Origin of the sequence: Sphingomonas aerolata, assembly GCF_003046295.1 — a bacterium.
Classification (GTDB): domain Bacteria; phylum Pseudomonadota; class Alphaproteobacteria; order Sphingomonadales; family Sphingomonadaceae; genus Sphingomonas; species Sphingomonas aerolata.
Genome location: NZ_PZZN01000004.1, coordinates 1 through 25,121 on the forward strand (window position 1 = coordinate 1; position 25,121 = coordinate 25,121).

23 protein-coding genes are annotated in these 25,121 nt (G+C 67.7%); 13 read left to right on the plus strand and 10 right to left on the minus strand.

From position 1 onward, the window contains the following. Positions 1 to 309: 309 nt before the first annotated feature. The gene (locus C8J24_RS16820) at positions 310 to 2,913 is read left to right on the plus strand and encodes a glycoside hydrolase family 3 protein (protein WP_107934342.1); all 2,604 of its coding nucleotides are present in this window, start codon (positions 310 to 312) and stop codon (positions 2,911 to 2,913) included. A gap of 22 nt (positions 2,914 to 2,935) precedes the next feature. On the opposite strand, the gene C8J24_RS16825 is transcribed toward C8J24_RS16820, so the two are convergent. Continuing rightward, positions 2,936 to 4,462 (minus strand): hypothetical protein, encoded by a 1,527-nt coding sequence (locus C8J24_RS16825; protein ID WP_107934344.1) that lies wholly within the window; start codon positions 4,460 to 4,462, stop codon positions 2,936 to 2,938. Between the two features lie 442 nt (positions 4,463 to 4,904). Next, positions 4,905 to 5,075 (minus strand): hypothetical protein, encoded by a 171-nt coding sequence (locus C8J24_RS17665; protein WP_156363498.1) that lies wholly within the window; start codon positions 5,073 to 5,075, stop codon positions 4,905 to 4,907. A 274-nt stretch (positions 5,076 to 5,349) separates the two neighbouring features. Here C8J24_RS17665 and paoA point away from each other — a divergent pair, with 274 nt between their 5' ends. The 4 genes from paoA (at position 5,350) to C8J24_RS16845 (ending at position 9,795) form a co-directional block, all read left to right on the plus strand. Continuing rightward, positions 5,350 to 5,991, plus strand: coding sequence for an aldehyde dehydrogenase iron-sulfur subunit PaoA (paoA, locus tag C8J24_RS16830; RefSeq protein ID WP_037529025.1), 642 nt, complete (start codon positions 5,350 to 5,352; stop codon positions 5,989 to 5,991). Next, positions 5,988 to 6,938 (plus strand): FAD binding domain-containing protein, encoded by a 951-nt coding sequence (locus C8J24_RS16835; protein ID WP_056405928.1) that lies wholly within the window; start codon positions 5,988 to 5,990, stop codon positions 6,936 to 6,938. The genes paoA and C8J24_RS16835 overlap by 4 nt, the downstream gene beginning before the upstream one ends. A 5-nt stretch (positions 6,939 to 6,943) precedes the next feature. Continuing rightward, positions 6,944 to 9,145, plus strand: a complete 2,202-nt coding sequence (gene paoC / locus C8J24_RS16840) for an aldehyde oxidoreductase molybdenum-binding subunit PaoC (protein WP_107934346.1) — start codon at positions 6,944 to 6,946, stop codon at positions 9,143 to 9,145. Between the two features lie 125 nt (positions 9,146 to 9,270). Beyond that, positions 9,271 to 9,795, plus strand: coding sequence for a gamma carbonic anhydrase family protein (locus C8J24_RS16845; protein WP_107934348.1), 525 nt, complete (start codon positions 9,271 to 9,273; stop codon positions 9,793 to 9,795). Positions 9,796 to 9,844: 49 nt separating this feature from the next. Here C8J24_RS16845 and C8J24_RS16850 read toward each other — a convergent pair whose 3' ends face one another. Beyond that, entirely contained in the window at positions 9,845 to 12,430 is a 2,586-nt protein-coding gene (locus C8J24_RS16850; protein WP_107934350.1) for a M1 family metallopeptidase, read from the minus strand. Positions 12,431 to 12,558: 128 nt separating this feature from the next. Here C8J24_RS16850 and C8J24_RS16855 point away from each other — a divergent pair, with 128 nt between their 5' ends. Beyond that, the gene (locus C8J24_RS16855; protein WP_107934454.1) at positions 12,559 to 13,533 is read left to right on the plus strand and encodes an NAD(P)H-dependent flavin oxidoreductase; all 975 of its coding nucleotides are present in this window, start codon (positions 12,559 to 12,561) and stop codon (positions 13,531 to 13,533) included. 41 nt (positions 13,534 to 13,574) lie between these two features. Here the strand turns inward: C8J24_RS16855 and C8J24_RS16860 are convergent, their stop codons facing one another. Further along, positions 13,575 to 14,036 carry a DUF1465 family protein gene (locus tag C8J24_RS16860; protein WP_107934456.1) on the minus strand — a complete coding sequence of 154 codons (462 nt, stop codon included), beginning with the start codon at positions 14,034 to 14,036 and terminating at the stop codon, positions 13,575 to 13,577. Between the two features lie 168 nt (positions 14,037 to 14,204). Further along, positions 14,205 to 14,402, minus strand: coding sequence for a YdcH family protein (locus tag C8J24_RS16865; RefSeq protein ID WP_031393918.1), 198 nt, complete (start codon positions 14,400 to 14,402; stop codon positions 14,205 to 14,207). A gap of 221 nt (positions 14,403 to 14,623) precedes the next feature. On the opposite strand from C8J24_RS16865, the gene C8J24_RS16870 reads away from it, so the two are divergent. Then, positions 14,624 to 14,779 carry a YdcH family protein gene (locus C8J24_RS16870; protein ID WP_081874429.1) on the plus strand — a complete coding sequence of 52 codons (156 nt, stop codon included), beginning with the start codon at positions 14,624 to 14,626 and terminating at the stop codon, positions 14,777 to 14,779. 185 nt (positions 14,780 to 14,964) lie between these two features. Here the strand turns inward: C8J24_RS16870 and C8J24_RS16875 are convergent, their stop codons facing one another. The 3 genes from C8J24_RS16875 to C8J24_RS17925 form a co-directional block, all read right to left on the minus strand. Further along, a complete protein-coding gene (locus tag C8J24_RS16875; RefSeq protein ID WP_235188463.1) occupies positions 14,965 to 15,387 on the minus strand; it encodes a PilZ domain-containing protein in 423 nt (140 codons plus the stop codon). 87 nt (positions 15,388 to 15,474) lie between these two features. After that, positions 15,475 to 15,936: an RNA polymerase-binding protein DksA gene (gene dksA, locus C8J24_RS16880; RefSeq protein WP_031393916.1), complete on the minus strand. Its 462-nt coding sequence runs from the start codon at positions 15,934 to 15,936 to the stop codon at positions 15,475 to 15,477. A 523-nt stretch (positions 15,937 to 16,459) separates the two neighbouring features. Next, positions 16,460 to 17,143: a hypothetical protein gene (locus C8J24_RS17925; protein ID WP_244180864.1), complete on the minus strand. Its 684-nt coding sequence runs from the start codon at positions 17,141 to 17,143 to the stop codon at positions 16,460 to 16,462. Position 17,144: 1 nt separating this feature from the next. Here C8J24_RS17925 and C8J24_RS17930 point away from each other — a divergent pair, with 1 nt between their 5' ends. Beyond that, positions 17,145 to 17,399, plus strand: a complete 255-nt coding sequence (locus tag C8J24_RS17930) for a PEP-CTERM sorting domain-containing protein (protein ID WP_107934354.1) — start codon at positions 17,145 to 17,147, stop codon at positions 17,397 to 17,399. A gap of 77 nt (positions 17,400 to 17,476) precedes the next feature. On the opposite strand, the gene C8J24_RS16895 is transcribed toward C8J24_RS17930, so the two are convergent. Next, positions 17,477 to 17,917 (minus strand): host attachment family protein, encoded by a 441-nt coding sequence (locus C8J24_RS16895; protein ID WP_031441820.1) that lies wholly within the window; start codon positions 17,915 to 17,917, stop codon positions 17,477 to 17,479. 97 nt (positions 17,918 to 18,014) lie between these two features. On the opposite strand from C8J24_RS16895, the gene serS reads away from it, so the two are divergent. The 5 genes from serS to C8J24_RS16920 all read left to right on the plus strand — a co-directional run bounded on the left by serS (position 18,015) and on the right by C8J24_RS16920 (position 23,007). After that, positions 18,015 to 19,295 (plus strand): serine--tRNA ligase, encoded by a 1,281-nt coding sequence (serS, locus tag C8J24_RS16900; RefSeq protein ID WP_107934356.1) that lies wholly within the window; start codon positions 18,015 to 18,017, stop codon positions 19,293 to 19,295. Then, entirely contained in the window at positions 19,295 to 20,059 is a 765-nt protein-coding gene (gene surE, locus C8J24_RS16905) for a 5'/3'-nucleotidase SurE (protein ID WP_107934358.1), read from the plus strand. Before serS ends, surE begins: the two co-directional genes overlap by 1 nt. Next, on the plus strand, positions 20,056 to 21,276 hold the full coding sequence (locus tag C8J24_RS16910; protein ID WP_244180865.1) for a peptidoglycan DD-metalloendopeptidase family protein: 1,221 nt from the start codon (positions 20,056 to 20,058) through the stop codon (positions 21,274 to 21,276). Before surE ends, C8J24_RS16910 begins: the two co-directional genes overlap by 4 nt. A gap of 84 nt (positions 21,277 to 21,360) precedes the next feature. Beyond that, on the plus strand, positions 21,361 to 22,584 hold the full coding sequence (tyrS, locus tag C8J24_RS16915; protein WP_107934360.1) for a tyrosine--tRNA ligase: 1,224 nt from the start codon (positions 21,361 to 21,363) through the stop codon (positions 22,582 to 22,584). Between the two features lie 105 nt (positions 22,585 to 22,689). After that, the gene (locus C8J24_RS16920; RefSeq protein ID WP_107934363.1) at positions 22,690 to 23,007 is read left to right on the plus strand and encodes a PilZ domain-containing protein; all 318 of its coding nucleotides are present in this window, start codon (positions 22,690 to 22,692) and stop codon (positions 23,005 to 23,007) included. A 12-nt stretch (positions 23,008 to 23,019) separates the two neighbouring features. Here C8J24_RS16920 and recG read toward each other — a convergent pair whose 3' ends face one another. Further along, complete coding sequence (recG, locus tag C8J24_RS16925) at positions 23,020 to 25,071, minus strand: ATP-dependent DNA helicase RecG (RefSeq protein WP_107934365.1); 2,052 nt, start codon at positions 25,069 to 25,071, stop codon at positions 23,020 to 23,022. Between the last annotated feature and the right edge of the window lie 50 nt (positions 25,072 to 25,121).

Below are 25,121 nucleotides of genomic sequence, written 5' to 3' on the forward strand. Positions count from 1 at the left end.
CAGCAACCAGACCGTGTGGCCGTTCGCTGCGGTGACACCCCTCTAGGGCCCATCCCCAATCCCGTCAAACGCAAATTTCACTTTTATGGCAATTTCTACGAGCTGGCGCGTTCTGCGCCCCCGTGACGCTTATATCCGGCTTTCTGAGCGGTGGCAGACAGCACCGTGGTTCGGACGCCAGCTCGATCCTTCCCTTGCTTGTAACGTAAATGATTTGCCCGACGCCCCGCTGCAGCGATAGCAGGGTGGCAATGCCCGGGGGCGTCGGCATCAGTCGGAGAGCTTCGAACCGGGATCAGGGAGATAAGGATGTCGACGGGTTTCTCATCGGTGACGATCGCACTGCTGCTACAGACCGCGGCCGCGCCGATCGCGCCGCGACCGCCGGCCTCGCCGCCCCCTGCCCCTGCCCCGACATCTGCTCCAATATCTGCCGTGCCGGCCGCGAGCCCGACGTCCAAACCGGTTTCGGCGGTCGCGAATCCAGGTCTCTGGCCGACCGCGAAGGCCATGCCTTTGCGCGATGCGAAGATCGAGGCGCGGCTCGACGCAATCGTCGCGCGCATGTCGATCGAGGACAAGGTCGGCCAGTTGATCCAGGTCGACATCGCCAGCATCACCCCCGCCGATCTGCGCACCTACAAGCTTGGCTCGATCCTCAACGGGGGCAATTCGGGACCGAACGGCGACGATCTTGCGCCGCCGATCGAGTGGCTGAAGCTCGCGGATGCCTTTTACGATGCGTCGATGGCGCGCAGCGACGGTCGGCCCGCCATTCCGGTGATCTGGGGTACCGACGCGGTGCACGGCAACAACAACATTCCCGGTGCGACGCTCTTTCCGCATAATATCGGCCTCGGTGCGACGCGCGACCGTGACCTGATGCGCGAGATCGGCCATGTGACCGCGATCGAGACCGCCGCCGCCGGGATCGACTGGACCTTCGCGCCGACGCTCGCAGTGGTTCGCGACGATCGCTGGGGCCGCACCTATGAAAGCTATTCGGAGGAACCCGCGGTCCAGGCCGATTTTGCCGGCGCGGTGATCGAGGGCGTGCAGGGCAAGGTCGGCACCAGGGATTTCCTTGCCCCCGACCGGGTGATCGCGACGACCAAGCATTTCCTCGGCGACGGCGGCACCGGCGGGCGCGACCAGGGTGATGCGCTGATCCCCGAAACGGCGCTGCGCGACATCCATCTCGGTGGCTACCCCGCCGCGATCGAGGCAGGTACGCAGTCGGTGATGGCGAGCTTCTCGAGCTGGAACGGCGCCAAGATGCACGGCAATAAGAGCCTGCTGACCGGCGTGCTCAAGAACCGGCTACATTTCGACGGCTTCGTCGTCGGCGACTGGAACGGCCACGGCCAGGTCGAGGGCTGTTCGAACGAGAGCTGCGCCGCCGCGATCAACGCGGGGCTCGACATGTTCATGTATTCGGGCAGCGGGTGGAAGACGCTTTACGCCAACACGCTGAAGCAGGCGCAGTCGGGCGAGATCTCCGCCGCTCGGCTCGACGATGCGGTCCGCCGCATCCTCCGCGTCAAGCTGCGCGCCGGCACGTTTCATCGCGGTCGCCCGTCGTCGCGCGCGCTCGCGGGCAAGATGGAGCGGATCGGCGCGGCCGACCACCGTGCGATCGCACGGCGGGCGGTGCGCGAATCGCTGGTGCTGCTCAAGAACCAAGGCGGGCTGCTGCCGCTCAAACCCTCGGCCAACATCCTGGTCGCGGGCGGCGGTGCCGATGATATCGCGCAACAGGCGGGCGGCTGGTCGCTGACCTGGCAGGGTGGCGGCCTCACCAATGCGAACTTCCCCAATGCCCAGTCAATCTGGTCGGGCATCGACGCGGCGGTCAAGGCGGCGGGCGGCACCGCGACGCTGTCGGCGAACGGCAGCTTCGCGAAGAAACCCGATGCGGCGATCGTCGTGTTCGGCGAACAGCCCTATGCCGAGTTCAAGGGCGACCGCCCGACGCTCGACTATAGCCCCGACGACAAGGCCGATCTCGCGCTGCTGCGCAAGCTCAAGGCGGCGGGCGTGCCGGTGGTGGCGGTATTCCTCTCCGGCCGGCCGCTCTGGGTGAACGCCGAGCTCAACGCCGCCGATGCGTTCGTCGCGGCGTTCCTGCCGGGCAGCGAGGGCGGCGGCGTCGCCGACGTGCTGTTCCGCACCAAGGACGGCCGCATCGCGAACGACTTTCGCGGCAAGCTCAGCTTCTCCTGGCCCAAACGCCCCGATCAATATGTGCTCAACCGCGCGGACCCCGGCTATGATCCGCTGTTCGCCTATGGCTATGGGTTGAGCTACGCGAAGCCGGGCACCGTCCCGAAGCTCGACGAGACGCGCCCCGCCGGACTCGCCGTGGCATCGAGCGGCATCGTGTTCGGCAAGGGTCGCGTCCCCGAAGGCTGGTCGCTCGTCCTCGCCGAACAGGGACAGTCGAAGGTCCGCCTCCTTGGCGTCAATGCGACGACGACGAACCGGCGGCTCACCGCCTCGGCGGTCGACCGCCGCCGCCAGGAGGATGCACGCAGCCTCGTCTGGTCGGGCGGTGCGGCCGAGGCACGCATCGAGGCGGATCGTCCGCTCGATCTCACGCGGGAGAGCAATGGCGAGTTGAGCCTCGTCGTCGACCTGCGCGTCGATCGCGCCGCCAGCGCACCCGTCACGCTCGGCATGGTCAGCCATGACGGTGCCGTGGTGAGCGTCCCGATCACCAGGACGCTCGCGACCGGTACGCCGGGCGAATGGCGCCAGGTCGTCGTGCCGCTGCAATGCTTTGCCAAGCGCGGTGTCGACATGGCGGATGTCACCGCACCCTTCGTGCTCGCGACCGACGGCGCGCTTGGGGTGTCGGTATCCGACGTGAGGATCGATTCGGCGCCGGTGCCGATGACCCAGTGCGGCGACTGAGGTCGATCGGCGTCGCGGCCGCCTAGACGGCGTTCGCGTCCAGCGGCGTCGTCCGCGGTTGGAGGCGGAACGGATCGAACCCCTGCGGCAGCCCGACGCTGACGGGATTCGGCAGGATCCGCCCTACCCGCGTCGCCGCGGCGACGACGTCGGGCGCGGTCCGGACCGCGTCGTCGACCGGGTCCGTCAACCGGTCGAGCGGCGTCGTCGTTGCGGAGCCGGTCGGCTGGACATAGCGCAGCGCCCAGTCGCGGGTCGTCTCGTCGGCAAGCCGGCGGATGACGAGCGCGCGCGCCGCGGCCTGGTCGCCCCGACAGACATACATCTGCATCGCGGCGCCCGGCACCAGCGCTTCGTCCAACAGCACCTCTGCGGTGACGGGTTCGGCGGCAGCGCTCTGTCCAGTCCGGGCGAGCGCACAGGCCTGCCAGGCTTTGACGAGCAGGACGGACGCGCGGTTGACGTTGCTCCCGTATCGTTTCGCCCGATCGAGAAAGACGTCGGCGCGCGTGAGGACCTGCGGCCAGTCGGTCTCCATCGCCGCCAGCTGCAGATAGGCGCCGTCGAGATTGAGGCCATTGCCCTGGTCGTCGGCCGGCACGGTCGTCGCGACCCTGGCCAGCAATGCCCGCGCCTCGTCATAGCGCCCCTGATGCGCCAGCGCCCTGGCGACGATCGGCGCGAGGAACACGCCCTCGCCCCGCGGCGCGCCCGCGGCACGCGCTTCCACGGGCACCGCCGCTCCGGTGTCGATCGCGTCGAACATCGGCAAAAACAGGCCGAGCACCGCGGGATACGCCTCGAGGCGGGAGAGGCGACGCGCATAGGGCGTAGCGGTGTCGAAATCGGCAGCCGCCGCCCAGTCGCCGCGCAACTCGTCGAGGTAGCGCCGCGACTGGGCGGCAAGATCGGCACCGGCCCACTCGGCGATCCGCGGCCAGAGCGGCGCATAGCGTCGGTCGATATACAAGGTGAGGAGATCATCCGGATCGCCGATCGTCGTGACGAGGTTTACCGCCTCGTCAGTCGCTGCGCCTGGCGACATCCGCATCGCCTCGCGCGTGCGGGACAAGGCTGCGGTCGAGCGTTCGGGCGCGAGCCCCGAACTGAAGCCGATCTCGCCAAGCCGGGCGTTGAGCCGGTCTGCCCGGCTCCGGTCGCCGATCTCGGTCAAACGCCCCGTCAACGCCATGACGACGTAGCGGTCGAAATGCCGCGTCATCTCAGGCGCGAGCCGGCTGGCCTGGAGGAGGAGATCCGCGGCGCGCTGCGGCGAACCGGAAAAGGTATAGATGCCCGTCGCGACGAGTTTCGGCCGCGGATCATCCGGCAGAAGCCGCAGCGCCTCCTCGATCGCCGCGACCGCGGGGCCGGTCGCCTGCGCGCTTGCGAGAACACCGGCCCGCACCGTCTGCACCATGCCGCGCAGCGGCGTCGGCCGCGGCAGCTTGGCAAGGACCGCATCGAGCCGGGCGATGTCGGGCGATCGTCCGGCGATCGCCGACGCTGCCTCCGCCATCACCGCGCGATCTGCGGGATCGGTCGTCATCGCTAGGGGATCTGCGACCTGGGCGCGGGCCACCCCTGGGGTCATGCCATAAGCCATCGTCGCGGCAACCGCGGTTAGCGCCATTCCAGATCCAAAAACCGGTCTCATGCTGTTCCCCTCTGCACAGATCCGAGCACAGGGCGCGCAGACTGTCCATCGCTCCATCTCCGACATTTTTTGACGTCGAGTCGCGGCACCGATGAAAGCGCGAGGGTGCGGACTGTGCGCGCGCTGCAGCAACCGGCAGCGCGCACAGTCAGGGCGAGCGACGCTGGTCACGGATCACCGCGGTTATCGGCTGCCTTAACCGGCATCGGCCGCGCGCGAGCGGATCAAACGCCGAGACGGATCATGCCCAGACGGTCCAGCTGACGATCCTCAAGAACGGGACCTTTGCTGGCTCCACGACTGACGTCGTTTCGACTCGCCGAGCGCCAGACCCTCAGGCGGGGTCCGCGCTGCCCTGTTCGGTGATCGGATGGAGCGCGGCGCGCACGTTGACCGACGTCAGCTCCTGTTCGATCCAGTCGACACAATCGCTGATCTTCGCCCCGACCAGCGCGTTGCCGCCCTCGTCCGCGATGCGCAACGCCTCTTCGAGGAGGAAAGCCATCGACCTCAGTCGAGCAACCGTCTGCGCGTAACTCTGCATCGCTCAATCCCTTGATCGTGATCATGACGATATCAGAATTGCGTGCGATTTGAAGGGTCAATGACGGTGTCGGATTGGGACTTTTGGCTTAGACCGTCGATTATCTCGGTCCCGCCCTATGGCGCGGCAGCCGCCTGATACCTATTTTTTCCGAGTTAGGGCGGATTCCGGCGTGGCAACGCAACCGGTTCCGTGGCGATCCGTTCGTTAGCGGATCAGGGAGCTTTAGATCTTTATGAACAGCAATGACGGATTTCCCGTATCGCGCCGTGGCGTGATCGCGGGTGGCGTAGCGACCGCGACCCTGACCGGGACCCCGGTGGGTGCGCAGGTTGCGGCACCGCAACAGACCCCGCCGACGACGATGCCGGTGACGCTCAAGGTCAATGGCCGCAATACGCTGATCGAGGTCGACACGCGGACGACCCTGCTCGACGCATTGCGCGAGACGATGAAGCTGACGGGCACGAAAAAGGGCTGTGATCACGGCCAGTGCGGTGCCTGCACAGTCATCGTCGAGGGCCGGCGGATCAACAGCTGCCTGACGCTCGCGGTGATGCACGAGGGCGATTCGATCACTACCATCGAGGGTCTCGGCACGCCGGAGAAGCTGCACGCGATGCAGGCCGCTTTCGTTAAGCATGACGGCTATCAGTGCGGCTATTGCACGCCGGGCCAGATCTGCTCCGCCGTCGCGACGCTCAACGAGATCAAGGAAGGCATCCCCAGCCATGCCACCGGCGACATCGCCGCCAAGCCGAAGGTGACGACCGCCGAACTTCAGGAGCGGATGAGCGGCAATATCTGTCGCTGCGGCGCCTATTCGAACATCATCGACGCGATCCACGACGTCGCCGGCACGGAGCGCATGGCATGAAGGCCTTTACCTTCGAACGCGCCAAGACCGCGAGTGCCGCCGCGGCAGCCGCCGTCCGCACCCCGGGCGCCAAGTTCATCGCGGGCGGGACCAACCTGCTCGACCTGATGAAGCTGCAGATCGAGACGCCGCAGCATCTGATCGACGTCAACGGCCTCGATCTGGACACGATCGCGCCAACCAGCGACGGCGGCCTGCGGATCGGTGCGCTGGTTCGCAACACCGACCTCGCCGCTGACGCCCGCGTCCGCAAGGATTATGGCGTGCTCAGCCGTGCACTCGTGTCGGGCGCGTCCGGCCAGTTGCGCAACAAGGCGACCACCGCGGGCAACCTGCTCCAGCGGACCCGCTGCCCCTATTTCTACGACACGACCAAACCCTGCAACAAGCGCCAGCCGGGCAGCGGCTGCGCGGCGATCGGTGGCTTCAACCGCAATCTCGCGGTCATGGGGACCAGCGATGCCTGCATCGCGACGCACCCAAGCGACATGGCGGTCGCGATGCGGGTGCTCGATGCGACCGTCGAGACGGTCAATTCGGCCGGCCAGACGCGCGCTATCCCGATCGCCGACTTCCACCGGTTGCCGGGCACGACGCCGCATATCGAGACCGCGCTCGCCCCGGGTGAGCTGATCACCGCGGTCACGTTGCCAAAGCCGATTGGCGGCACGCACATCTATCAGAAGGTCCGTGACCGTGCCTCCTACGCGTTCGCTTTGGTGTCGGTCGCGGCGGTCGTCCAGCCCGATGGTCGCGGGCGCCTTGCCTTTGGTGGCCTCGCGCACAAGCCGTGGCGGGTCGAAGCTGCCGAGGCGCAACTGCCCAAGGGTGCCAAGGCCACGGCCGCGGCCGTTCTGGCTGGTGCCCGCACGACGTCGCAAAATGCATTCAAGCTGCCGCTGATCGAACGCACGATCCACGCAGTGCTCGAAGAAGCGAAGGCCTGATCGCCATGAAGTTCGATACCCCCGCAACGACCAACCCGATCGACCGCATGAAGGTCGTCGGGCAACCGGTCGACCGCATCGACGGCAAGCGCAAGACCACTGGAACCGCGCGCTATGCCTATGAACGCAACGACGCCGCCCCCAGCGCGGTCTATGGCTATATCGTCGGCGCGGCGATCGCCAAGGGCCGGATCGAGCGGATCGATTTCGCCGAAGCCAAGGCTGCACCGGGCGTGCTCGCCGTCGTCACGCATGAAAATGCCGGTACGGTGGCCAAGGCGCAGGCGCATACCGCGCGCATGCTCGCGGGACCTGACGTCCAGCATTTCGACCAGGCGGTCGCGATCGTGGTCGCATCGACGTTCGAACAGGCGCGCGCCGCTGCCAAGCTGGTCCGCGTCACCTATGCCCGCAGCGCCGGAAAGTTCGATCTTGCCGCGGAGAGGTCCGCCGCGGTGAAGCCGAAGGACGGCAAGCCTGATACCGCGATCGGCGACTTCGCCGGCGCCTTTGCCAAGGCCCCGGTCAAGCTCGACCAGACCTATACCACGCCCGATCAGAGCCATGCGATGATGGAACCGCATGCGACGACCGCCGCGTGGACGGGGTCGAAGCTGACGCTGTGGACCTCGAACCAGATGCTCAACTGGGCGGTGCGCGACATGAGCAAGACGCTCGGCATTCCCAAGGAGGACATTCACGTCCTGTCGCCCTTCGTCGGCGGCGGCTTCGGGTCGAAGCTCTGGATCCGCAGCGATGCGGTGATGGCCGCGCTCGCCTCGCGCGCGATCGGTGGCAAGCCGGTCAAGGTCGCGCTGACCCGTCCGCAGATCATGAACAACACCACGCACCGGCCGGCGACGATCCAGCGGCTGCGGATCGGCGCGCGCAAGGACGGCACGATCACCGCGATCGCGCATGAAAGCTGGTCGGGCGATCTCCCCGGTGGCGGACCCGAGACCGCGCCGAACGTCACCCGGCTGCTCTATGCGGGTGCGAACCGGATGACCGCGACGCGGCTCGCGACGCTCGACCTTCCCGAGGGCAACGCGATGCGCGCACCCGGCGAAGCGGTCGGGCTGCTCGCGCTCGAGGCGGCGATGGACGAGCTTGCCGAGACGCTGAAGATGGATCCGGTTCAGTTGCGCATCGTCAACGATACGCAGGTCGATCCCGAATCACCCAAGCGCGCCTTCTCGCACCGCGATCTCGTCGGCTGTCTCAGGACGGGCGCGGAGCGGTTCGGCTGGAACAAGCGCAATCCCGTGCCGGGCCAGGTCCGCGAAGGCCGCTGGCTGATCGGCATGGGCATGGCATCCGCCTTCCGCGACAATGTCACGATGAAGTCGGGCGCGCGCGTCGGGATCGACAAGAAGGGCGTCGTCACCGTCGCCACCGACATGACCGACATCGGCACGGGCAGCTACACGATCATCGGGCAGACCGCGGCCGAGATGATGGGCGTGCCGCTCGACAAAGTGATCGTCCTGCTCGGTGACAGCAGCTTCCCCGTCTCGTCCGGTTCGGGCGGCCAATGGGGCGGCAACAGCTCGACCGCCGGCGTCTATGCGGCCTGTTCGGCACTGCGCGACAGCGTCGCACGCAAGCTCGGCTTCGACCCGACCGACATCGTCTTCGAAGACGGCAAGGTGAAGTCGGGCAACCGCAGCGTCTCGCTCGCCGAGGCGGCGGGCGATGCGGGCCTGTCGGCGGAGGACTCGATCGAGTTCGGCGATCTGACCAAGACCTATGCGCAGTCGACCTTCGGCGCGCATTTCGTCGAGGTCGCGGTCGATTCGGCGACCGGCGAGGTTCGGGTGCGCCGGATGAGCGGTGCGTTTGCCGCCGGGCGGATACTCAACCCCAAGTCGGCGCGCAGCCAGGTCATCGGCGCGATGACCATGGGCGTCGGTGCGGCGCTGATGGAGGACGCGGTCGTCGACAAAAGGTTCGGCTATTTCGTCAATCACGACATGGCCGAATATCATGTCCCGGTGCATGCCGACGTGCCCTATCAGGACGTGTTCTTCATGGACGAGACCGATGCCAAGTCGTCGCCGATGAAGGCCAAGGGCGTCGGCGAGCTCGGCATCTGCGGCGTCGGCGCCGCGGTCGCGAATGCGGTCTACAATGCCTGCGGCGTCCGGATCCGCGAATATCCGCTGACGCTCGACAAGGTGATCAAGGGCATGCCGCCCGTCGCCTGACGGCCTGTCCTGCCGCCCTTGCAGACGATCCCGCCGTATCGCAGACATCGAACCGATGATCTGCGGTGCGGCGGTGTCGTTTCCGGCTTCGTCGCAGCCCGCGGGTTCGACGGAGAGACCTTGCGATGCCGCTTTATGCCCTGGGCGACAAACGCCCCACCTGCCACCCGACCGCCTGGGTCGCGCCGAGCGCCGATCTGATCGCCGATGTCCAGCTGGGCGAGGCGGCGAGCGTCTGGTTCGGTGCGGTCGTCCGCGCGGACAACACGCCGATCGTCATCGGCGCGCGGAGCAACATCCAGGAGGGCGCGATGCTGCATTCGGATCCCGGCGCGCCGCTTCGGATCGGCGCGGATTGCACGATCGGCCATCACGCCATCCTCCACGGCTGCACGGTCGGCGACCGGTCGCTGATCGGCATGGGGGCGATCCTGCTCAACCATGCGGTGATCCCGGAGGACTGCATCGTCGGCGCCGGCGCGCTCGTCACCGAGGGCAAGACCTTCCCCGCGGGCAGCCTGATCATCGGCAGCCCGGCCCGCGCGGTCCGGCAGCTCGATGCGCAGGCGATCGCGGCGCTCCGCGTCTCCGCCCGGCATTATGTCGAGAAGGCCCGCGCCTGCGCAACCGGACTGACGCGCATCGACTAGGGGTGAGCACCGGATCCCGGGACATCGCCCGGGGTCCGGTGCCGCTGTGTCAGCGTGCGACCCACTTGGTGACGGCAGGACGCAGCTGGTCAGCGGCGGCCTTGCGGACCGCGATCGTCGACAGCGACCGCGTCACGCCGCCCCGTGACGAGGCGGGCAGATATTTGTCCGCAAAGGTGCTGATCTTGCCCGGCATCGCAGGATCGTTCGAGCCCGCGCCGAGCCCGACGATATAACCCGATCGCGTGCTCGCCTCGAGGAAGCTCTCGACCAGCTCACGGTTCGCGACCGCCCAGTCGAACGCCAGGTCGGGATGCGCCCCCGCGACGGCGCGGAGCAGCCCGGCCTTTTGCGGCGCGGAGATCGTGTCGGTCTTGAGCAGCGCGAGCGCCCGCCCCGCAGTTGCAGGGTCGCGTGCGGCCCCGAGCAGCGTCACGAACCGGTTCTTGGCAACCGGGCTCTTCTCCGCCTTGGCGAGCGCCAGCAGCGCGTCCCATTCCGCCGGGGTCGCATTGACCGCATAGGTCGACAGGATCGGCTGGCGGATCGCCGGCGGGATCGCGGTCGGATCGGTCGCAAGCGCCGCGACGTAGCGCCGCGCGCGGTCCGCGACGCCCGTATCGCCATTGGTGCCGAGCCGCCCGACCAGCGTCTCGCGCAAATTGCTCGTCAGCGGCGATTCGCCCGGTTTAGCCTCGAAGCCGATCCGCGCGAGCACGGGGCCGAGGATCGCGACCGACCGCGCGCGCAGCGGCGCCTCGAGCGGGGTGTCGTCGTACAGCCCGGTGATCCGCCCGAGCGCGCCTGCGACCGACGACCATTCGAGCGGATCCGCGTCCGGCCCGACCTTGTCCATCACCGCGAAATAGCGCGACAGGTCCTGATAGCCGCCCGCGGCGAGTGCGAAATCATCGCCCAGCGTGCCCAGCCGGTCGGCGAGGTCTAGCCTGGCATAGTCGCGGACGATCGCGGCATGCCCCGCATCGTCATACATCACGCGGGTGTAGCTGCCCTTGCCGCGGTTGAGGACGACCGTACCGCATCCCCGGATCGTGACTCGCGACGGCGCCGCGCCGGTGACGATCGTCGCCGTCTGCGCACCACCGAGATTGCCCACGACCAGCGGCACGTGCCAGGTCTGCGGCGTCTTCGATGCCGCATCGAGCCCGAACCGCCCCTGCGTCAGCGTGGCGGTGGTAACGCCGCCGTTGCAGGTCGCGCCCGTCATCGTCACCAGCGGCACGCCGCCCTGCAGGGTGAAGTCGTGCGCGATCTCGGCGACCGGCTTGCCCGCGGCTGCGGACAATTCGGCCCAGAGCTGTTCGGTGACCGTGTTGCCATATTTATACTTGGCCATGTAGCTGCGGATGCCCTTGCGGAACACGTCGGGGCCGAGCGTTGATTCGAGCATGCCGATCACGGCCTGCCCCTTCGAATAGGTGATGCCGTCGAACGCTTCGCCGATCTGGTCGACGGTCTCGACCTTGCGGATGATCGGGTGCGTCGCGGACGTTGCGTCGATCCCCATCGCCCCCTCGCGCTCGCCCGACACCGCGGCCGCCTCGGACTTCCACGCTGGCACGAGTACGCCGCTCGACTTGCCCTCCATCCACGAAGCGAACCCCTCGTTCAGCCACAGATCGTCCCACCACGCCATGGTGACGAGATCGCCGAACCACTGGTGCGCCATTTCATGCGCGACGACGGTGTAGATGCGCTGCTTGGCGCTTTCGGTCGCGCGCTTGGGATCGAACAGCAGCTCGTTCTCGAAATAGAAGATCGCGCCCCAATTCTCCATCGCGCCGAAAAACTGGCTGGATCCCGGCCCCGCGATCATGTCCATCTTGGGCAGCGGATAGGGCTGCCCGAAATAGTCGTTGTAATAGGCGAGCAGGTCCTTCGCGGCGGCGAGCGCATAATCGCCCTGGTCGACGACGCCCTTGCGGCTGATGATGCCGATCTCCGTCTTGCCGGCCATCAGCGTCTTGCGCTCCATGTCCCCCATGCCGAGGAACAGCAGATAGCTCGACATCAGCGGCGTCTCGCCGAACTTGTAGAGCTGCGTGCCGTCCGCCTGCTTCGTGATCGCCGTGGCAGGCATGTTCGAGAAGGCCAGCTGAGCGCCCGGCGCGACCGCGGACAGGCGGAACTTCGCCTTGAACGCGGGCTCGTCCCACATCGGTGCGAACCGGCGCGCGTCGGGGGCCTCGAACTGGGTCGCGAGCATCCGCGACGACGACCCGTCGGCATTGGCATAGTCGATCGCGAACAGCCCGGACGCGGACTGGTTGATCTTGCCCGTCCAGGCAAAGGCCAGGCTGTGCCGCCCGACGCTCGCCGCCGCGGGCAGCGTCACCGTAAGCAGCTGTGCTGCGGCGTCCGCCTTTACGGTGGCGGGGCGGCCGTCGAACGTCGCCGAGGTGATGCTCAGATCCGCCGCGTTCAACTGGATCGTCCGGGTCGCCTGCTTGACGTCGATGGTCACCGTCTCGGTCCCGCTGAACGTCATCGCCTTCGCGTCCGGGCGCACCTGGATATCGTACAGGATCGGCACGACGCTGCGCGGCAACTGACCTGCGGCAAGCGCGGGCGCAGACACGGACAGCGCCAGCAAGGCGGCAACGGCAAACTTCATGGCGGCACATCTCCGGAACACTCTATGCCGACCGCTCTAAGCATTTGCGGTCACATGGCAATCACACGTGACTGCCGCTCTAACCAGAGTGCTGGCGCAGCCGTTTCGGCTGCGCTATGAAACGCGCCATGACCGTACCCGCTATTCTAAAGAGCCTGCGCCTGCCCGTGATCGGGTCGCCGCTGTTCATCATTTCCGGACCCGACCTGGTGATCGCCCAGTGCAAGGCGGGCATCGTCGGATCCTTCCCGGCTCTCAATGCGCGACCGCAGGCGATGCTCGACGAATGGCTCCACCGGATCACCGAGGAGCTGAGCGCGCACAACCGCGCCAATCCCGATCGCCCCGCCGCGCCGTTCGCGGTCAATCAGATCGTCCACAAGTCGAACGACCGGCTCGAACGTGATCTCGAAACCTGTGCCAAATGGCAGGTGCCGATCGTGATCACCTCGCTCGGCGCGCGTGAGGATCTGAACACCGCAGTGCATGGCTGGGGCGGGATCACGCTGCACGACGTCATCGACGACCGGTTCGCGCGCAAGGCGATCGAAAAGGGTGCCGACGGCCTGATCGCGGTCGCCGCGGGCGCCGGCGGCCATGCCGGACGACTGTCGCCCTTTGCGATCATCCAGGAGATTCGCCAGTGGTTCGACGGTCCGCTAGCGCTGTCGGGCGCGATAGCAACTGGCGACGCGGTACTCGCCGCGCAGGCGATGGGCGCCGATTTCGGCTATATCGGCTCGCCCTTCATCGCGACCGTCGAGGCGAATGCCGATCAGGCCTATAAGGACGGCATCGTCGCGGGGCGCGCGGCGGACATCGTCTATTCGAACCTGTTCACCGGCGTGCACGGCAATTACCTGCGCGCGTCGATCGTCGCGGCGGGGATGGATCCCGATGCGCTGCCCGAGGGTGATCTGAAGACGATGAACTTCGGGGCCGGCGCCAATGCCGAGGGTGGATCGAAGCCCAAGGCGTGGAAGGATATCTGGGGATCGGGCCAGGGGATCGGCGCGGTCACCGCGGTCGAGAGCGTCGCCGACCGCGTCGACCGGCTCGAGCGCGAATATCGCGCGGCACGCACCCGGCTCGGCCTCGCCTAGGCTAGCCTAGGCCCGTCTGACGGTACGCCCCGCCCGCCGCGCTAGAGCACGCGGGCGAGGCGATCCTGCATCGACAAGGCGGGGCTGGCGGCGGGCCGTGGCGCATCGAGCGCGGCGTCGAGCAGCGCGACGCGCCGGTGAAGCTGCATGCTCGCGGTGATCAACGCCCTCGCGCTGGGCGGAAACGCCGCCAGCATCGCGTCATCGGTCACCGGCGCCTCGCCGAGCCGCCGCGCCGGATCCAGCGCCTCGCCCCGCGTGAGTTCGCCAGCCTGGACCGCGCGCTGCGTCAGCAACCACGCGAGGACATGGAGCAACCGGGTCGTGACCTTGAGCGATTCACAGCTCAGGCTGACGCGGACGAGCGGTTCGAGCGCGTCCCGGTCGGTCCGTCCCGTATCGTCGAAATAGGCTCGCGCCTCTTCGGCCAGCCGCATCGCCTCACGGTACAGCGCACCGATCATGCGGTCTTGCAGGGGCAGTTCGGGCGGTCGACCAATCATTCTGCCCGACTGCCATAGCCGCATCGCCGCGCCCATCGGGAAAACGCAGCGATGCGCCAGGATGTGTCCCGAAACGCGCCGCTTCGATCGACCGCTCGATCTATATTATGACGCAATTTGAAGGCGCTGGCCGAAATCACGCCCCGCATCCGCGCGTGCTCGGACGGATCAGGCGATGATGTCGGGGATCAACTGGTCCTCGAACGCGGCAATTTCGTCGCGGAGCCGCAGCTTGCGCTTCTTGAGCCGGGCGATCTGCAGCTGGTCGGGAACGGTGAGCGACCAGAGCGCGGCGATCGCCGAATCGAGGTCGCGATGCTCGGTCCGGATTTCGTCCAGCCGGACCCTGATCTGTGCCTCGTCCACCATCATGTCCTTCGCCCACCCCTGCTACGCGGTCCTTAGCAAATGCATGGCATTGCGCGAGCACCAAAAACTGCCCGGCGCGCGCCGTCCGTGGTCACAGGACTCGGCCCGTCGCACGCGCCGGCTCGCCCGGTCGATTCACCAATCTTCGTTAAAGACTTTTTGCTGGGGCGATGGTTTACTCAGCACCCCAACACGAATGCAGAAGGAGTTTTTCCACCATGCAAACGACGCACCAGGCTGCGCTGGAAACCAAGCATCAAATGCTCGACCGCCGGATTTCCGAAGAGGTACACCGGCCTATGCCCGACGCGCTGGCGCTCGCAGGACTGAAGAAGCAGAAGCTTCGCCTGAAGGAAGAACTCGCCAACCTCTAGACCCCACGCCGTTCGTGGCGGCGGGCGATCGGCCTGTCGTCACGCGGTTCCGGCTTTTCCGATTCCTTCCCCCTCGGGAAAGCCGGACTGGCGGGGTGCCGGATACGCCACCACCGCCTCGTCAGTCAGCCCGTCTATTCAACCGTCACCGGCAACTTACCGCTGCCCCGCTCTACCGAACGAGGTCACCGCGACCGCGGCTCCCGGAACACGATCGGCTTGGCGAAGGTCGGCGTCGTCTGTCCCTGCCCGACTGATTTGCGCGCCTTCATCGGGTCGATCGTCTCATCGAGCGCGATTCCCAGGCGACCCTGCGTGCACCACGCCACCCGTCCGGTAACCTCACCAATCCCACGCAGGTCGATCGTGACCGGCGTATCGACGGCGAGCGGCCGATCGAACTCGATCATCAGCCCGCCCTCGGACAGATTGCGGACCCGCACCTCGTAAACACCCGCACCGTCGGCATAGCTGAACCGCGCGATCATCAGCAGACTGTCACGGACCGGCCGGTTCTGGCCCGGGTCTGCGCTATCCTCGACGGACTCCCCGGCGCCGGCACCTGCCGCACCCTCGGCGCCCAACGACCCTTGGTTTCTCATGTCCATCCGTGTTCCTGTGTCCCGACGTCGAGATATGCGTCGCATATATCAGAAGGCGGACCACGTGCCTATGCGCTGTTCGCCGATCCGGTATCAGTCCTCGCGGGAGATTTTTTCGTTGCGCTCGTGGCGTTCCTGCGCCTCCACGGTCATCGTCGCGATCGGCCGCGCCTCGAGGCGTGCCAGGCTGATCGGTTCGCCCGTGACTTCGCAATAGCCATATTCGCCGTCGTCGATGCGGCGGATCGCCGCCTCGATCTTCGAGACGAGCTTGCGCTGGCGATCCCGGGTCCGCAGTTCGATCGACCAGTCGGTTTCGCTCGACGCACGGTCGGTCAGATCCGCCTCGCGCAGCGAATCGACCTGGAGCTGCGATAAGGTTTCCTGCGATTCCCGCAGGATAGCGTCCTTCCACTGCTGCAGCTTCTGCCGGAAATAGGCCTGCTGACGCAGGCTCATGAACGGCTCGTCCGCCGTCGGTCGATAGCCATCGGCATCATTGGCTGCTGCAAGATTGGTACCGTGCTCGTCTACGCGATTCATTACCGTTGCCATACCACTCTCCCTCTGGCCGGTCGGCGCGAAAAGCCGCGTCTCGAAGCCACCCCCAAATGGTGAAAGGGCCTATAGTCTTACGTGTTCCGGACCACAAGCGAGCAGACTTGCGCTTGGATCGATAATGAAGACACATTCTTGCGTACCGATGCATCCGGGTTACACCGCCCGCCGACGGCCTCAGCGAGTCCCCGCAATCGGTCCGCCGCCATGATCCTGGATGCGACAACTGTCCCGCCACGGCACGGTCTGCGTATTGAGCGCCCCGCCCGTCGCGATATTGTAAGAATGACCACCAGATCACGTCATGGGCGCTTGCGCTTAACGCTTTGTTTTGCGCTTTGTGCGAACACGGCGTCCGAGTGCCGTGAACGCGATCCGACGTCGTCTGCGCGTCGGCAACGAGAGAGACTTTGAGTATGTCGGTGCGGATGGCCTTGGCCAAATTATGCGCGTGTGCCTGCGGAGGCGCGATCATCGGAGGCGGCGCCGTCCATGTCGCCGAGCGTCCGAAGCGCGCGATTCAGACCAAGACGATGACCAAGCGCGTTGTCCCCCGCCAGATTGGCGCCGTCGCCCGTCCCCGCATTCGTCGCGTCGTCACCACACGGACGACCGCCTGCGCGCCGGCCATGGTGACGGTCGCCAATGCGCCCCCGGTTCCCGTGGGGTTCGCCGACCCGTTCGTGGGCGGCGCTGGCAGCCCGACCGCGGTGCCGGTGAACAGCGGCGGCGGCTTCTTCGGCGGCGGCGGCCCGGGTGGCGGCTTTGGCGGCGGCGGCTTTGGCGGCGGTTTCTTCGGCGGTGGCGGCTCGGGCGGCAGCATCGTCATCTCGTCGACCTCGAGCGGGGGCTCGTCGAGCACGAGCGGCGGATCGACTTCGAGCGGTGGCGTCAGCAGCACCTCGTCGACCGGCGGGTCATCCACGGGCGGGTCATCCACGGGCGGATCATCGACAGGCGGATCATCGACAGGCGGATCGTCGTCCAGCACCGGCGGCGCGTCGGTGTCGAGCACCTCGTCGTCCGCCAGCGGCGGGAGCAGCGGTAACGTATCGTCCTCGTCGAGCGGGAACGTCTCATCTTCGTCCAGCGGGAACATATCCTCCTCATCCAGCGGTAACGTCTCGTCGTCGTCCAGCGGAAACGTGTCTTCCTCGTCCAGCGGCAACGTCGCCTCGTCGACCAGCAGCAGTTCGGGCGGCAACGTGTCGTCGACCAGCAGCGGATCAAGTTCGACCTCGTCGTCGAGCTATGGATCGAGCAGCGCAGGCTGGAGCAGCAATGGCGGCTGGAGCTCGAACGGCGGCTGGCATGGCTCGAACGGCGGTGGCAATGGCAGCACCGGCTCGAGCGGCGGGCCACCCGCCCCAGTTCCGGCACCCCCGATGGTGCTTCTGTTCGGCGCCGCGGCCGCGGCCCTCGTCGCACGTCGCCGGTTCGCGAAGCGCGCCGCCGACTGATCCTGCATAAATCTCGGACATGAAAAAAGGCCCGCAACAACGTGTTGCGGGCCTTTTCAACTAGCGGGTGGCAACGGTCAGGCGTTCTTGAGCGCCGTCTCGATGTCGGCAATCGGATGCCCGGTGAGATCCTTTGCGAGCTCGCCCGCCAGCCTGCTGCTGACCGCCTTGTGATAATGTTTGCGCATCTCGCCCAGTGTCTTGGGCGGCGCGACGATGACGAGCGAATCGAAGTCGTTTTTCAACGCACGCGTCTTGAGCAGCTCGGCTGCGTCGGCCGCGAACCGGTCTTCCTCGATCTGATGAAAATCGGTGGGTTCGACCGAGCTCTGCGCGGCACCCTGCGGGGACGAGGCGCGGCCGGCCGAGTCGGTCGCCTGATCCCGCGTCGCGGGGTTCTCCTGCTCGACCGCCTCTTCGACGACGAGGTTCGGAAAGGCGGCATCGCCCTCGTTGCGCAGGAACAGCATCTTGCGGCCATCGGCGACCATGACGACGGACTTGTGCGGAAGATCCACGGGCTTTCTCCTCTTTGATCTGTGCCTCTGCCCTCCCCAACGTCCCGCGGGCGCACCGGGTTGCGCGCGCTTGCCGGCCTCGGCATAGCCTAGCGCCATGCATGATATCCGTCTGATCCGTGAAAACCCCGCCGCGTTTGACGCAGCCCTCGCCCGCCGCGGCGCTGCCCCCGCCAGCGATCGGCTCGTTGCCCTCGACGAGCGCCGCCGTGCGACGATCGCGGAGGCGCAGGCCGCGCAGACCCGCCGCAACGAGCTTTCCAAGGCGATCGGCCAGGCCAAGGCGCAGAAGGACGAACCGCGCGCGCAGGCGTTGATGGCGGAAGTTGCCGCGCTGAAGGCCGCGCTGCCGACGCTTGAGGCCGACGAGGCGGCGCTGACCGCCGAGCTCGATACGGCGCTCGCGGCGATCCCTAATCTGCCCGCATCGGACGTCCCGCCGGGCGTCGACGAGAGCGGGAATGTGCTCGTCCATGCACGCGGGACGAAGCCCGACTTTGCCTTCGCCCCGCGCGAGCATGACGTCGTCGGCCCGGCGATCGGGCTCGATTTCGAGACCGGCGTTGCGATGTCCGGTGCCCGTTTCACGCTGGTACGCGGCCCCGCCGCACGGCTGCAGCGCGCCCTCGGTCAGTTCATGCTCGACCGGCTGACGCGCGATCACGGCTTCGAGGAAGTCGCGCCGCCGCTGCTGGTGCGCGACGAGGCGGTGTTCGGCACGGGCCAGCTGCCCAAGTTCGCCGAGGACCTGTTCCGCACGACCGACGGCCGCTGGCTGATCCCGACCGCAGAGGTCAGCCTGACCAACATCGTGCGCGAACGGATCCTGACCGACGGCGAACTGCCGCTGCGCTTTGCCGCGCTGACGCCGTGCTTCCGCTCGGAGGCCGGGTCGGCCGGTCGCGACACCCGCGGCTATATTCGCCAGCACCAGTTCGACAAGGTCGAGATGGTCGCGATCGTCACCCCGGACCAGTCCGAGGCCGAGCACGAGCGGATGACGCAGTGCGCCGAGGGCGTGCTCGACGCGTTGCAGCTTCCGTTCAGGCGGATGCTTCTATGCGGTGGCGATATGGGCTTCACCGCGGCGCGCACCTATGATCTGGAAGTCTGGCTCCCCGGCCAGGCGCAGTATCGCGAGATATCCAGCATTTCGACCTGCACTGATTTCCAGGCGCGTCGCATGAACGCGCGCTATCGCCCCGAAGGCGAGAAGGCGACGCGGTTCGTCCACACGCTCAACGGCTCCAGCCTCGCGGTCGGCCGCACGCTCGTCGCGGTGATCGAGAATTATCAGCAGGCGGATGGCGCAGTCGCGGTACCGACCGCGCTCCAGCCCTATCTGGGCGGCCTCACCCTGCTCGAGCCCGCTGCCTGATGCGGATCCTGCTGACCAATGACGACGGCTATCACGCGCGCGGGCTGAGGGTGCTCGAGGCGATCGCCGCGACGCTGTCCGACGATGTCTGGGTGGTGGCGCCGGCGGAGGAACAGTCGGGCGCGGGCCATTCGCTGACGCTGTCGCGACCGCTGCGCGTGCGCAAGTTTGCCGAGAAGCGCTATGCCGTCGCCGGCACGCCGACCGATGCGGTGATGATGGCGCTGGCCCGGATCATGAAGGACAGCCCCCCCGACCTGATCCTGTCGGGGGTCAATCGTGGCGCCAACCTCGCCGAGGACGTGACCTATTCGGGCACCGTCTCCGCTGCGATGGAGGGTGCGCTGGCCGGGGTCCGGTCGATCGCGCTGAGCCAGGTCTACAGCCGGGAAGGCATGGGCGATTCGGTCCCGTTCGAGGTCGCGGCCGCCTGGGGCGAACGTGTCCTGCGCCCGCTGCTCGATGCGCCGCTCGCCCCCCGGACGCTCGTCAACGTCAACTTCCCCGTCGGTGCGGCCGATGCGGTGCGCGGCATTCGCGTCGTCGGCCAGGGCCTGCGCGACTATGGCCGGTTGCAGATCGTCACCAACACCGACCCGCGCGGCTATGAGTATCACTGGTTCGCGCTCAGCGGCGCGGTCGAGACGCCGCTTCACGCGACCGATCTGGAGGCCATTGCGGACGGCTATATCTCGGTCACGCCGCTGCATCTCGATCTGACGCATGCCGAGTCGCTGGACATGCTGGGACGCGCCTACGCGTGACGCGCGCCGCCGCGATCCTGGGCGCGGCGCTGGCTCTCGCCGGGTGCATCCCGAGCGTCGACACGCCGGTCCGGTCCGACCGCGGGCCGCCGCCGCAGTCGCTCGAACGGATCCAGCGCCTCCCACCCGCCGACCCGCAGGACCGCTCCGCGAACGACGCCCGCGATCGCAGCGACGCCGCCCGATCCGACCCCTATGACGCTCCGCCGCGTCGGCGCACCTATCCGCGCCGCGTGGAGCGGCAGGACGCCAGCCCTGCCCCCTCACCCGTCCGGCGCGCCGATCGCACCCCCGTGCCCGTCTCGACGCTGCCGGCGCCGCGCCCCGCCTGGGAGGAGCGCCCGGTCGCAGCGGATGCGCAGCGCGTCGAGCAATCACTCTACACGGTCCGCCCGGGCGATACGCTGCTCGCCATTGCCGAACGCTCGGGGGCGAGCAGCGAGGCGATCGCGCGCGCCAACGCGATCGCACCGCCCTTCACGATCCAGACGGGACAGCGACTGACCATCCCGGCAGGCCGCTATCACCTCGTCCGGCGCGGCGAGACCGGGATCGCGATCGCGCGTGCCTACGGGGTCGCCTGGTCGCGCATCGTTGCCGTCAACGCGTTGCTCGAACCCTATGTGCTGCGCGCGGGCCAGCGCATCGTCATCCCCGATACCGAAGGCGGCACGAGTCTTGCCGATCGGGCCGCCGCGTTCACGCTCGACGTCGACGACATCCTGACCGGTGGCGAGCCTGCACTTGCGACCAACCAGGCGCCGGTCCGCCCGACCCCGACCCCGCGGCGCATCCTGCCGCCGAGCGCGGTTGTCACGGCGCCGGTACGGCTCGCGGGCGGCGGCTTCCTCTGGCCGGTCGACGGCCGCGTAGTGAAGCGGTTCGGCCACGGCGCCAGCGGCGAACGCAATGACGGCATAAAGATCGCGGTTCCGGTATCGACCCCGATCCGCGCCACCGCCGACGGCGTCGTCGCCTATGTCGGCGACGGCATTGCCGCACTTGGCGGGCTGGTGATCGTCAAGCATGGCGGCGGCTGGACCAGCGTCTATGGCCATGCCTCGAAACTGCTGGTCCAGCGCGGCCAGAGCGTGAAGCGCGGCCAGACGATCGCGCTCTCAGGCGACACCGGATTCGCCGATCGCCCCGAACTCCATTTCGAACTCCGCAAGGGCCGCACCCCGGTCGACCCGTCGTCGCAACTCCCCCGCAGCTGATCCCCCCCGTTCAGCGAACGAAAGCTCGCATGACGATTGGCGGCCGGGATGACGGACCGCACAACCGCTGCTAGTGGCTCCTCCATGACCTACCAGTCCGACCTGCTCACCACGCTGACCGCGCGCGGTTATGTCCACCAGATGACCGACGCCGCCGCGCTCGACGCGCTCGCGGGCAAGCAGGTCGTACCCGGCTATATCGGCTTCGACCCGACCGCGCCGTCGCTCCACGTCGGCAGCCTCGTCCAGATCATGCTGCTCCGTCGGCTTCAGCAGACCGGACACAAGCCGATCGTCCTGATGGGCGGCGGCACCGGCAAGATCGGCGATCCGAGCTTCAAGGACGAGGCGCGCAAGCTGCTCGGCGAGGACGGCATCAAGGCCAATGTCGCCTCGATCCGCCGTATCTTCGAACGCTTCCTGACGTTCGGCGACGGCCCGACCGATGCGGTCATGCTCGACAACGCCGAGTGGCTCGACGCGCTCGAATATATCCCGTTCCTGCGCGACGTCGGCCAGCATTTCTCGGTCAACCGGATGCTCGCGTTCGATTCGGTGAAGCTCCGCCTCGACCGCGAGCAGTCGCTGAGCTTCCTCGAATTCAACTACATGATCCTCCAGGCCTACGACTTTCTCGAACTGTCGCGCCGCGCCGGATGCCGGCTGCAGATGGGCGGCTCCGATCAATGGGGCAACATCGTCAACGGCATCGAGCTGTCGCGCCGGATGGACGGCACCGAGGTGTACGGCGTCACCACCCCGCTGATCACGACCGCGGACGGCGGCAAGATGGGCAAGACGATGTCGGGCGCGGTCTGGCTGCACGAGGATCAGCTGCCGCATTTCGATTACTGGCAGTTCTGGCGCAACACCGACGACCGCGACGTCGGCCGGTTCCTGCGGCTGTTCACCGACCTGCCGCTCGACGAGATCGCGCGTCTCGAGGCGCTCGAAGGCGCGGAGATCAACGCCGCCAAGGTCGTGCTCGCCAACGAGGCAACCGCGATGTGCCGCGGCCGCGACGCCGCCGAGCAGGCGGCCGAGACCGCGCGCAAGACCTTCGCGGAAGGCGCGTCGGGCGACGCCCTGCCGAGCCTGACCTGCACCGGGACCGGCATCGGCGTCGTCGAGGCGCTGGTCGGGCTCGGCTTCGTCGCATCGAATGGCGAGGCGCGACGCAAGATCGGCGAAGGCGCGGTACGCGTCGACGGCGAACCGCTGCGCGACCCCGCCGCCACGATCCCCGTCGCCGCGCCGGTCCGCCTCAGCCTCGGCAAGAAGCGTCACGGAATGCTGCTGCCCGGCTGACCCGCCGGACCGGCACGGTCATGAACACTGCGTTAGGGATGGTTGGTGGCACGGGCTTCATGATGTCGGCCTAGCCCTCGACCGGGGCACAGCGGGGACTGACCAATGCCGAACCAAGCGACGTCTAGGCACGAGACGCGGTCTGAGCCGCGCGACGAAGTGATGCACCGCACGCGTGCGGCGGACAGCGCAGGCACCGAATTGAGGCTTACGTTGGTCAACGTCTCGCCAAGCGGCCTCATGGCGCGCTGCGACGGCGTTTTGGACGCCGGCGAGCGGCTCCACGTCCGCATGCCGATCGTCGGTGACATCCTCGCCCACGTCCGCTGGTCGCTCGGCGGACGGATCGGCTGCGCGTTCGACCGGACGATCCCGCCCAAGGCCTATTACGGCATGCTCGCGGCGATGCTCCGCACCAGCTGACCGGGCCGCCCGTCAGCCCGATCGCAGCAACGCCACCCCGGCATCGCGGTCGAACAGGTACAGCGCGGTGCGTGCCGCCTGCCCCCGCGGTCCCTCCAGCCCGCCGTCGCGATCGATCAGCAACCGCGCATCGTCATGCGCGCATTGCAGCAGGTCGGCCATCATGTCGGGCGTCGCGAGCCGGAACGCCATCTCGCCCGACTGCTTCGTGCCCAGCAGTTCGCCCGCGCCGCGCAACCGCAGATCCTCCTCGGCGATCCGGAAGCCGTCATTGGTCTCGCGCATCAGCGCCAGCCGCGCCCGCGACGTCTCGCTGAGCGACGATCCGCGCATCAGCAGGCAGATCGACCGGCCGGTCCCCCGCCCGACGCGCCCGCGCAGCTGGTGAAGCTGCGCGAGACCAAACCGGTCGGCATGCTCGATCACGATCAGCGTCGCATTGGGCACGTCGACGCCGACCTCGATCACCGTCGTCGCGACGAGCACCGCGGTGCGCGCGGCGGAGAACTCGGCCATCACCGCGTCCTTCTCGGCAGGCTTCATCCGGCCATGGACCAGCGCCACCTTGTCGCCGAACCGCGCACGCAGCGTCTCCGCACGCATCTCGGCCGCCGCGAGGTCGCTCTTCTCGCTCTCCTCGACCAGCGGGCACACCCAATAGGCCTGCCCCCCGTCCGCCAGATGCCGGCCGAGCGCGTTGACCACGTCGTCGAGCCGATCCTCCGAAATCACCCGCGTCTCGATCGGCTGGCGGCCCGGCGGCATCTCGTCGAGCCGGCTGACGTCCATCTCGCCATATTGCGCGAGCGTCAGCGTGCGGGGGATCGGCGTCGCGGTCATCGCCAGCAGATGCGGCGGCGCGGTGCCCTTGGCCTGCAGCGTCATCCGCTGCGCGACGCCGAACCGGTGCTGCTCGTCGACCACTACCAGCGCGAGGTCCTTGTAGGCGACCGCGTCTTGGAAGATCGCGTGCGTGCCGATCAGGATGTCGATCTCGCCGCTCGCCAGCGCCATCAGCGTCGCCTCGCGCACGCGCCCCTTGTCACGCCCGGTCAGCACGCCGACCTCAATCGGCAGCCCGGCGAGCGTCTTCCTGAGCGTCTCGTAATGCTGGCGCGCGAGAATCTCGGTTGGTGCGAGCATCGCCGCCTGCGCCCCCGCCTCGACCGCGATCAGCATCGCCATCGCCGCAACCAGCGTCTTGCCCGAACCGACATCGCCCTGCAGTAGCCGCAGCATCGGCGCGGTCTGGGCGAGGTCGCCCTCGATCTCCCCCACCGTCCGCGATTGCGCGCCGGTCAGCGTATAGGGCAGCTTGAGCATACCCCGCAGCCGCCCGTCGCCGTGCAGCGCCCGCCCGCGTCGTTTCCGGGTATCAGCCCGGACGAGCGTCATCGCGAGCTGGTTGGCGAACACCTCGTCATAGGCCAGCCGCTCGCGCGCCTTGGCATCCGAGGGATCGGCGTGGATCCGCGCGAGCGAATCGTGCCAGCCCGGCCACTCGCGCTTCGCCTTCAGCCCGGGCTCGATCCACTCGGCCAGATCGGGCGCGCGCGCGACCGCCTGCGTCGTCAGCGCCGCCAGCCGCCGCGATGTCAGCCCCTCCGACAGCGGATAGATCGGCTCGCGCTCGCGCAACTCCTCGTCCTGCTCGACGATGTCCGGGTGAACGATCTGCAGTTCCTGGCCATATTCGTCGAGCCGCCCCGACACGCGCCTGGCCTCGCCGATCGGCAGCAGCTTCTTCGCCCAGCCCGAACTGCCGCCGAAGAAGACGAGGCTGACATAGTTGCCATGCTCGTCGGTCGCCTGCACGCGCGTCGGGCCACGCCCCGCGCTGACGCGATACTCGCGTGCGGTCAGCGTGATGACGATGATCCGCCCGGCATCGCTCGACATCAGCTCGGTGCGGGGCACACGATCGACATAGCCGGTCGGCAGATGGAAGGCGACGTCGACGACGCGCGCGAGCCCCAGCCGGTCGAGCGGCTTGGCGAGCGCAGGCCCCACCCCTTTCAGGACGAGGGTTTCGGCGAACAGCGGATTGAGGATTTCGGGTCGCATGACTATCTGCCCCCTATAGCCCAGCCGACGCCCGCCGCCAGCGGGTCGCC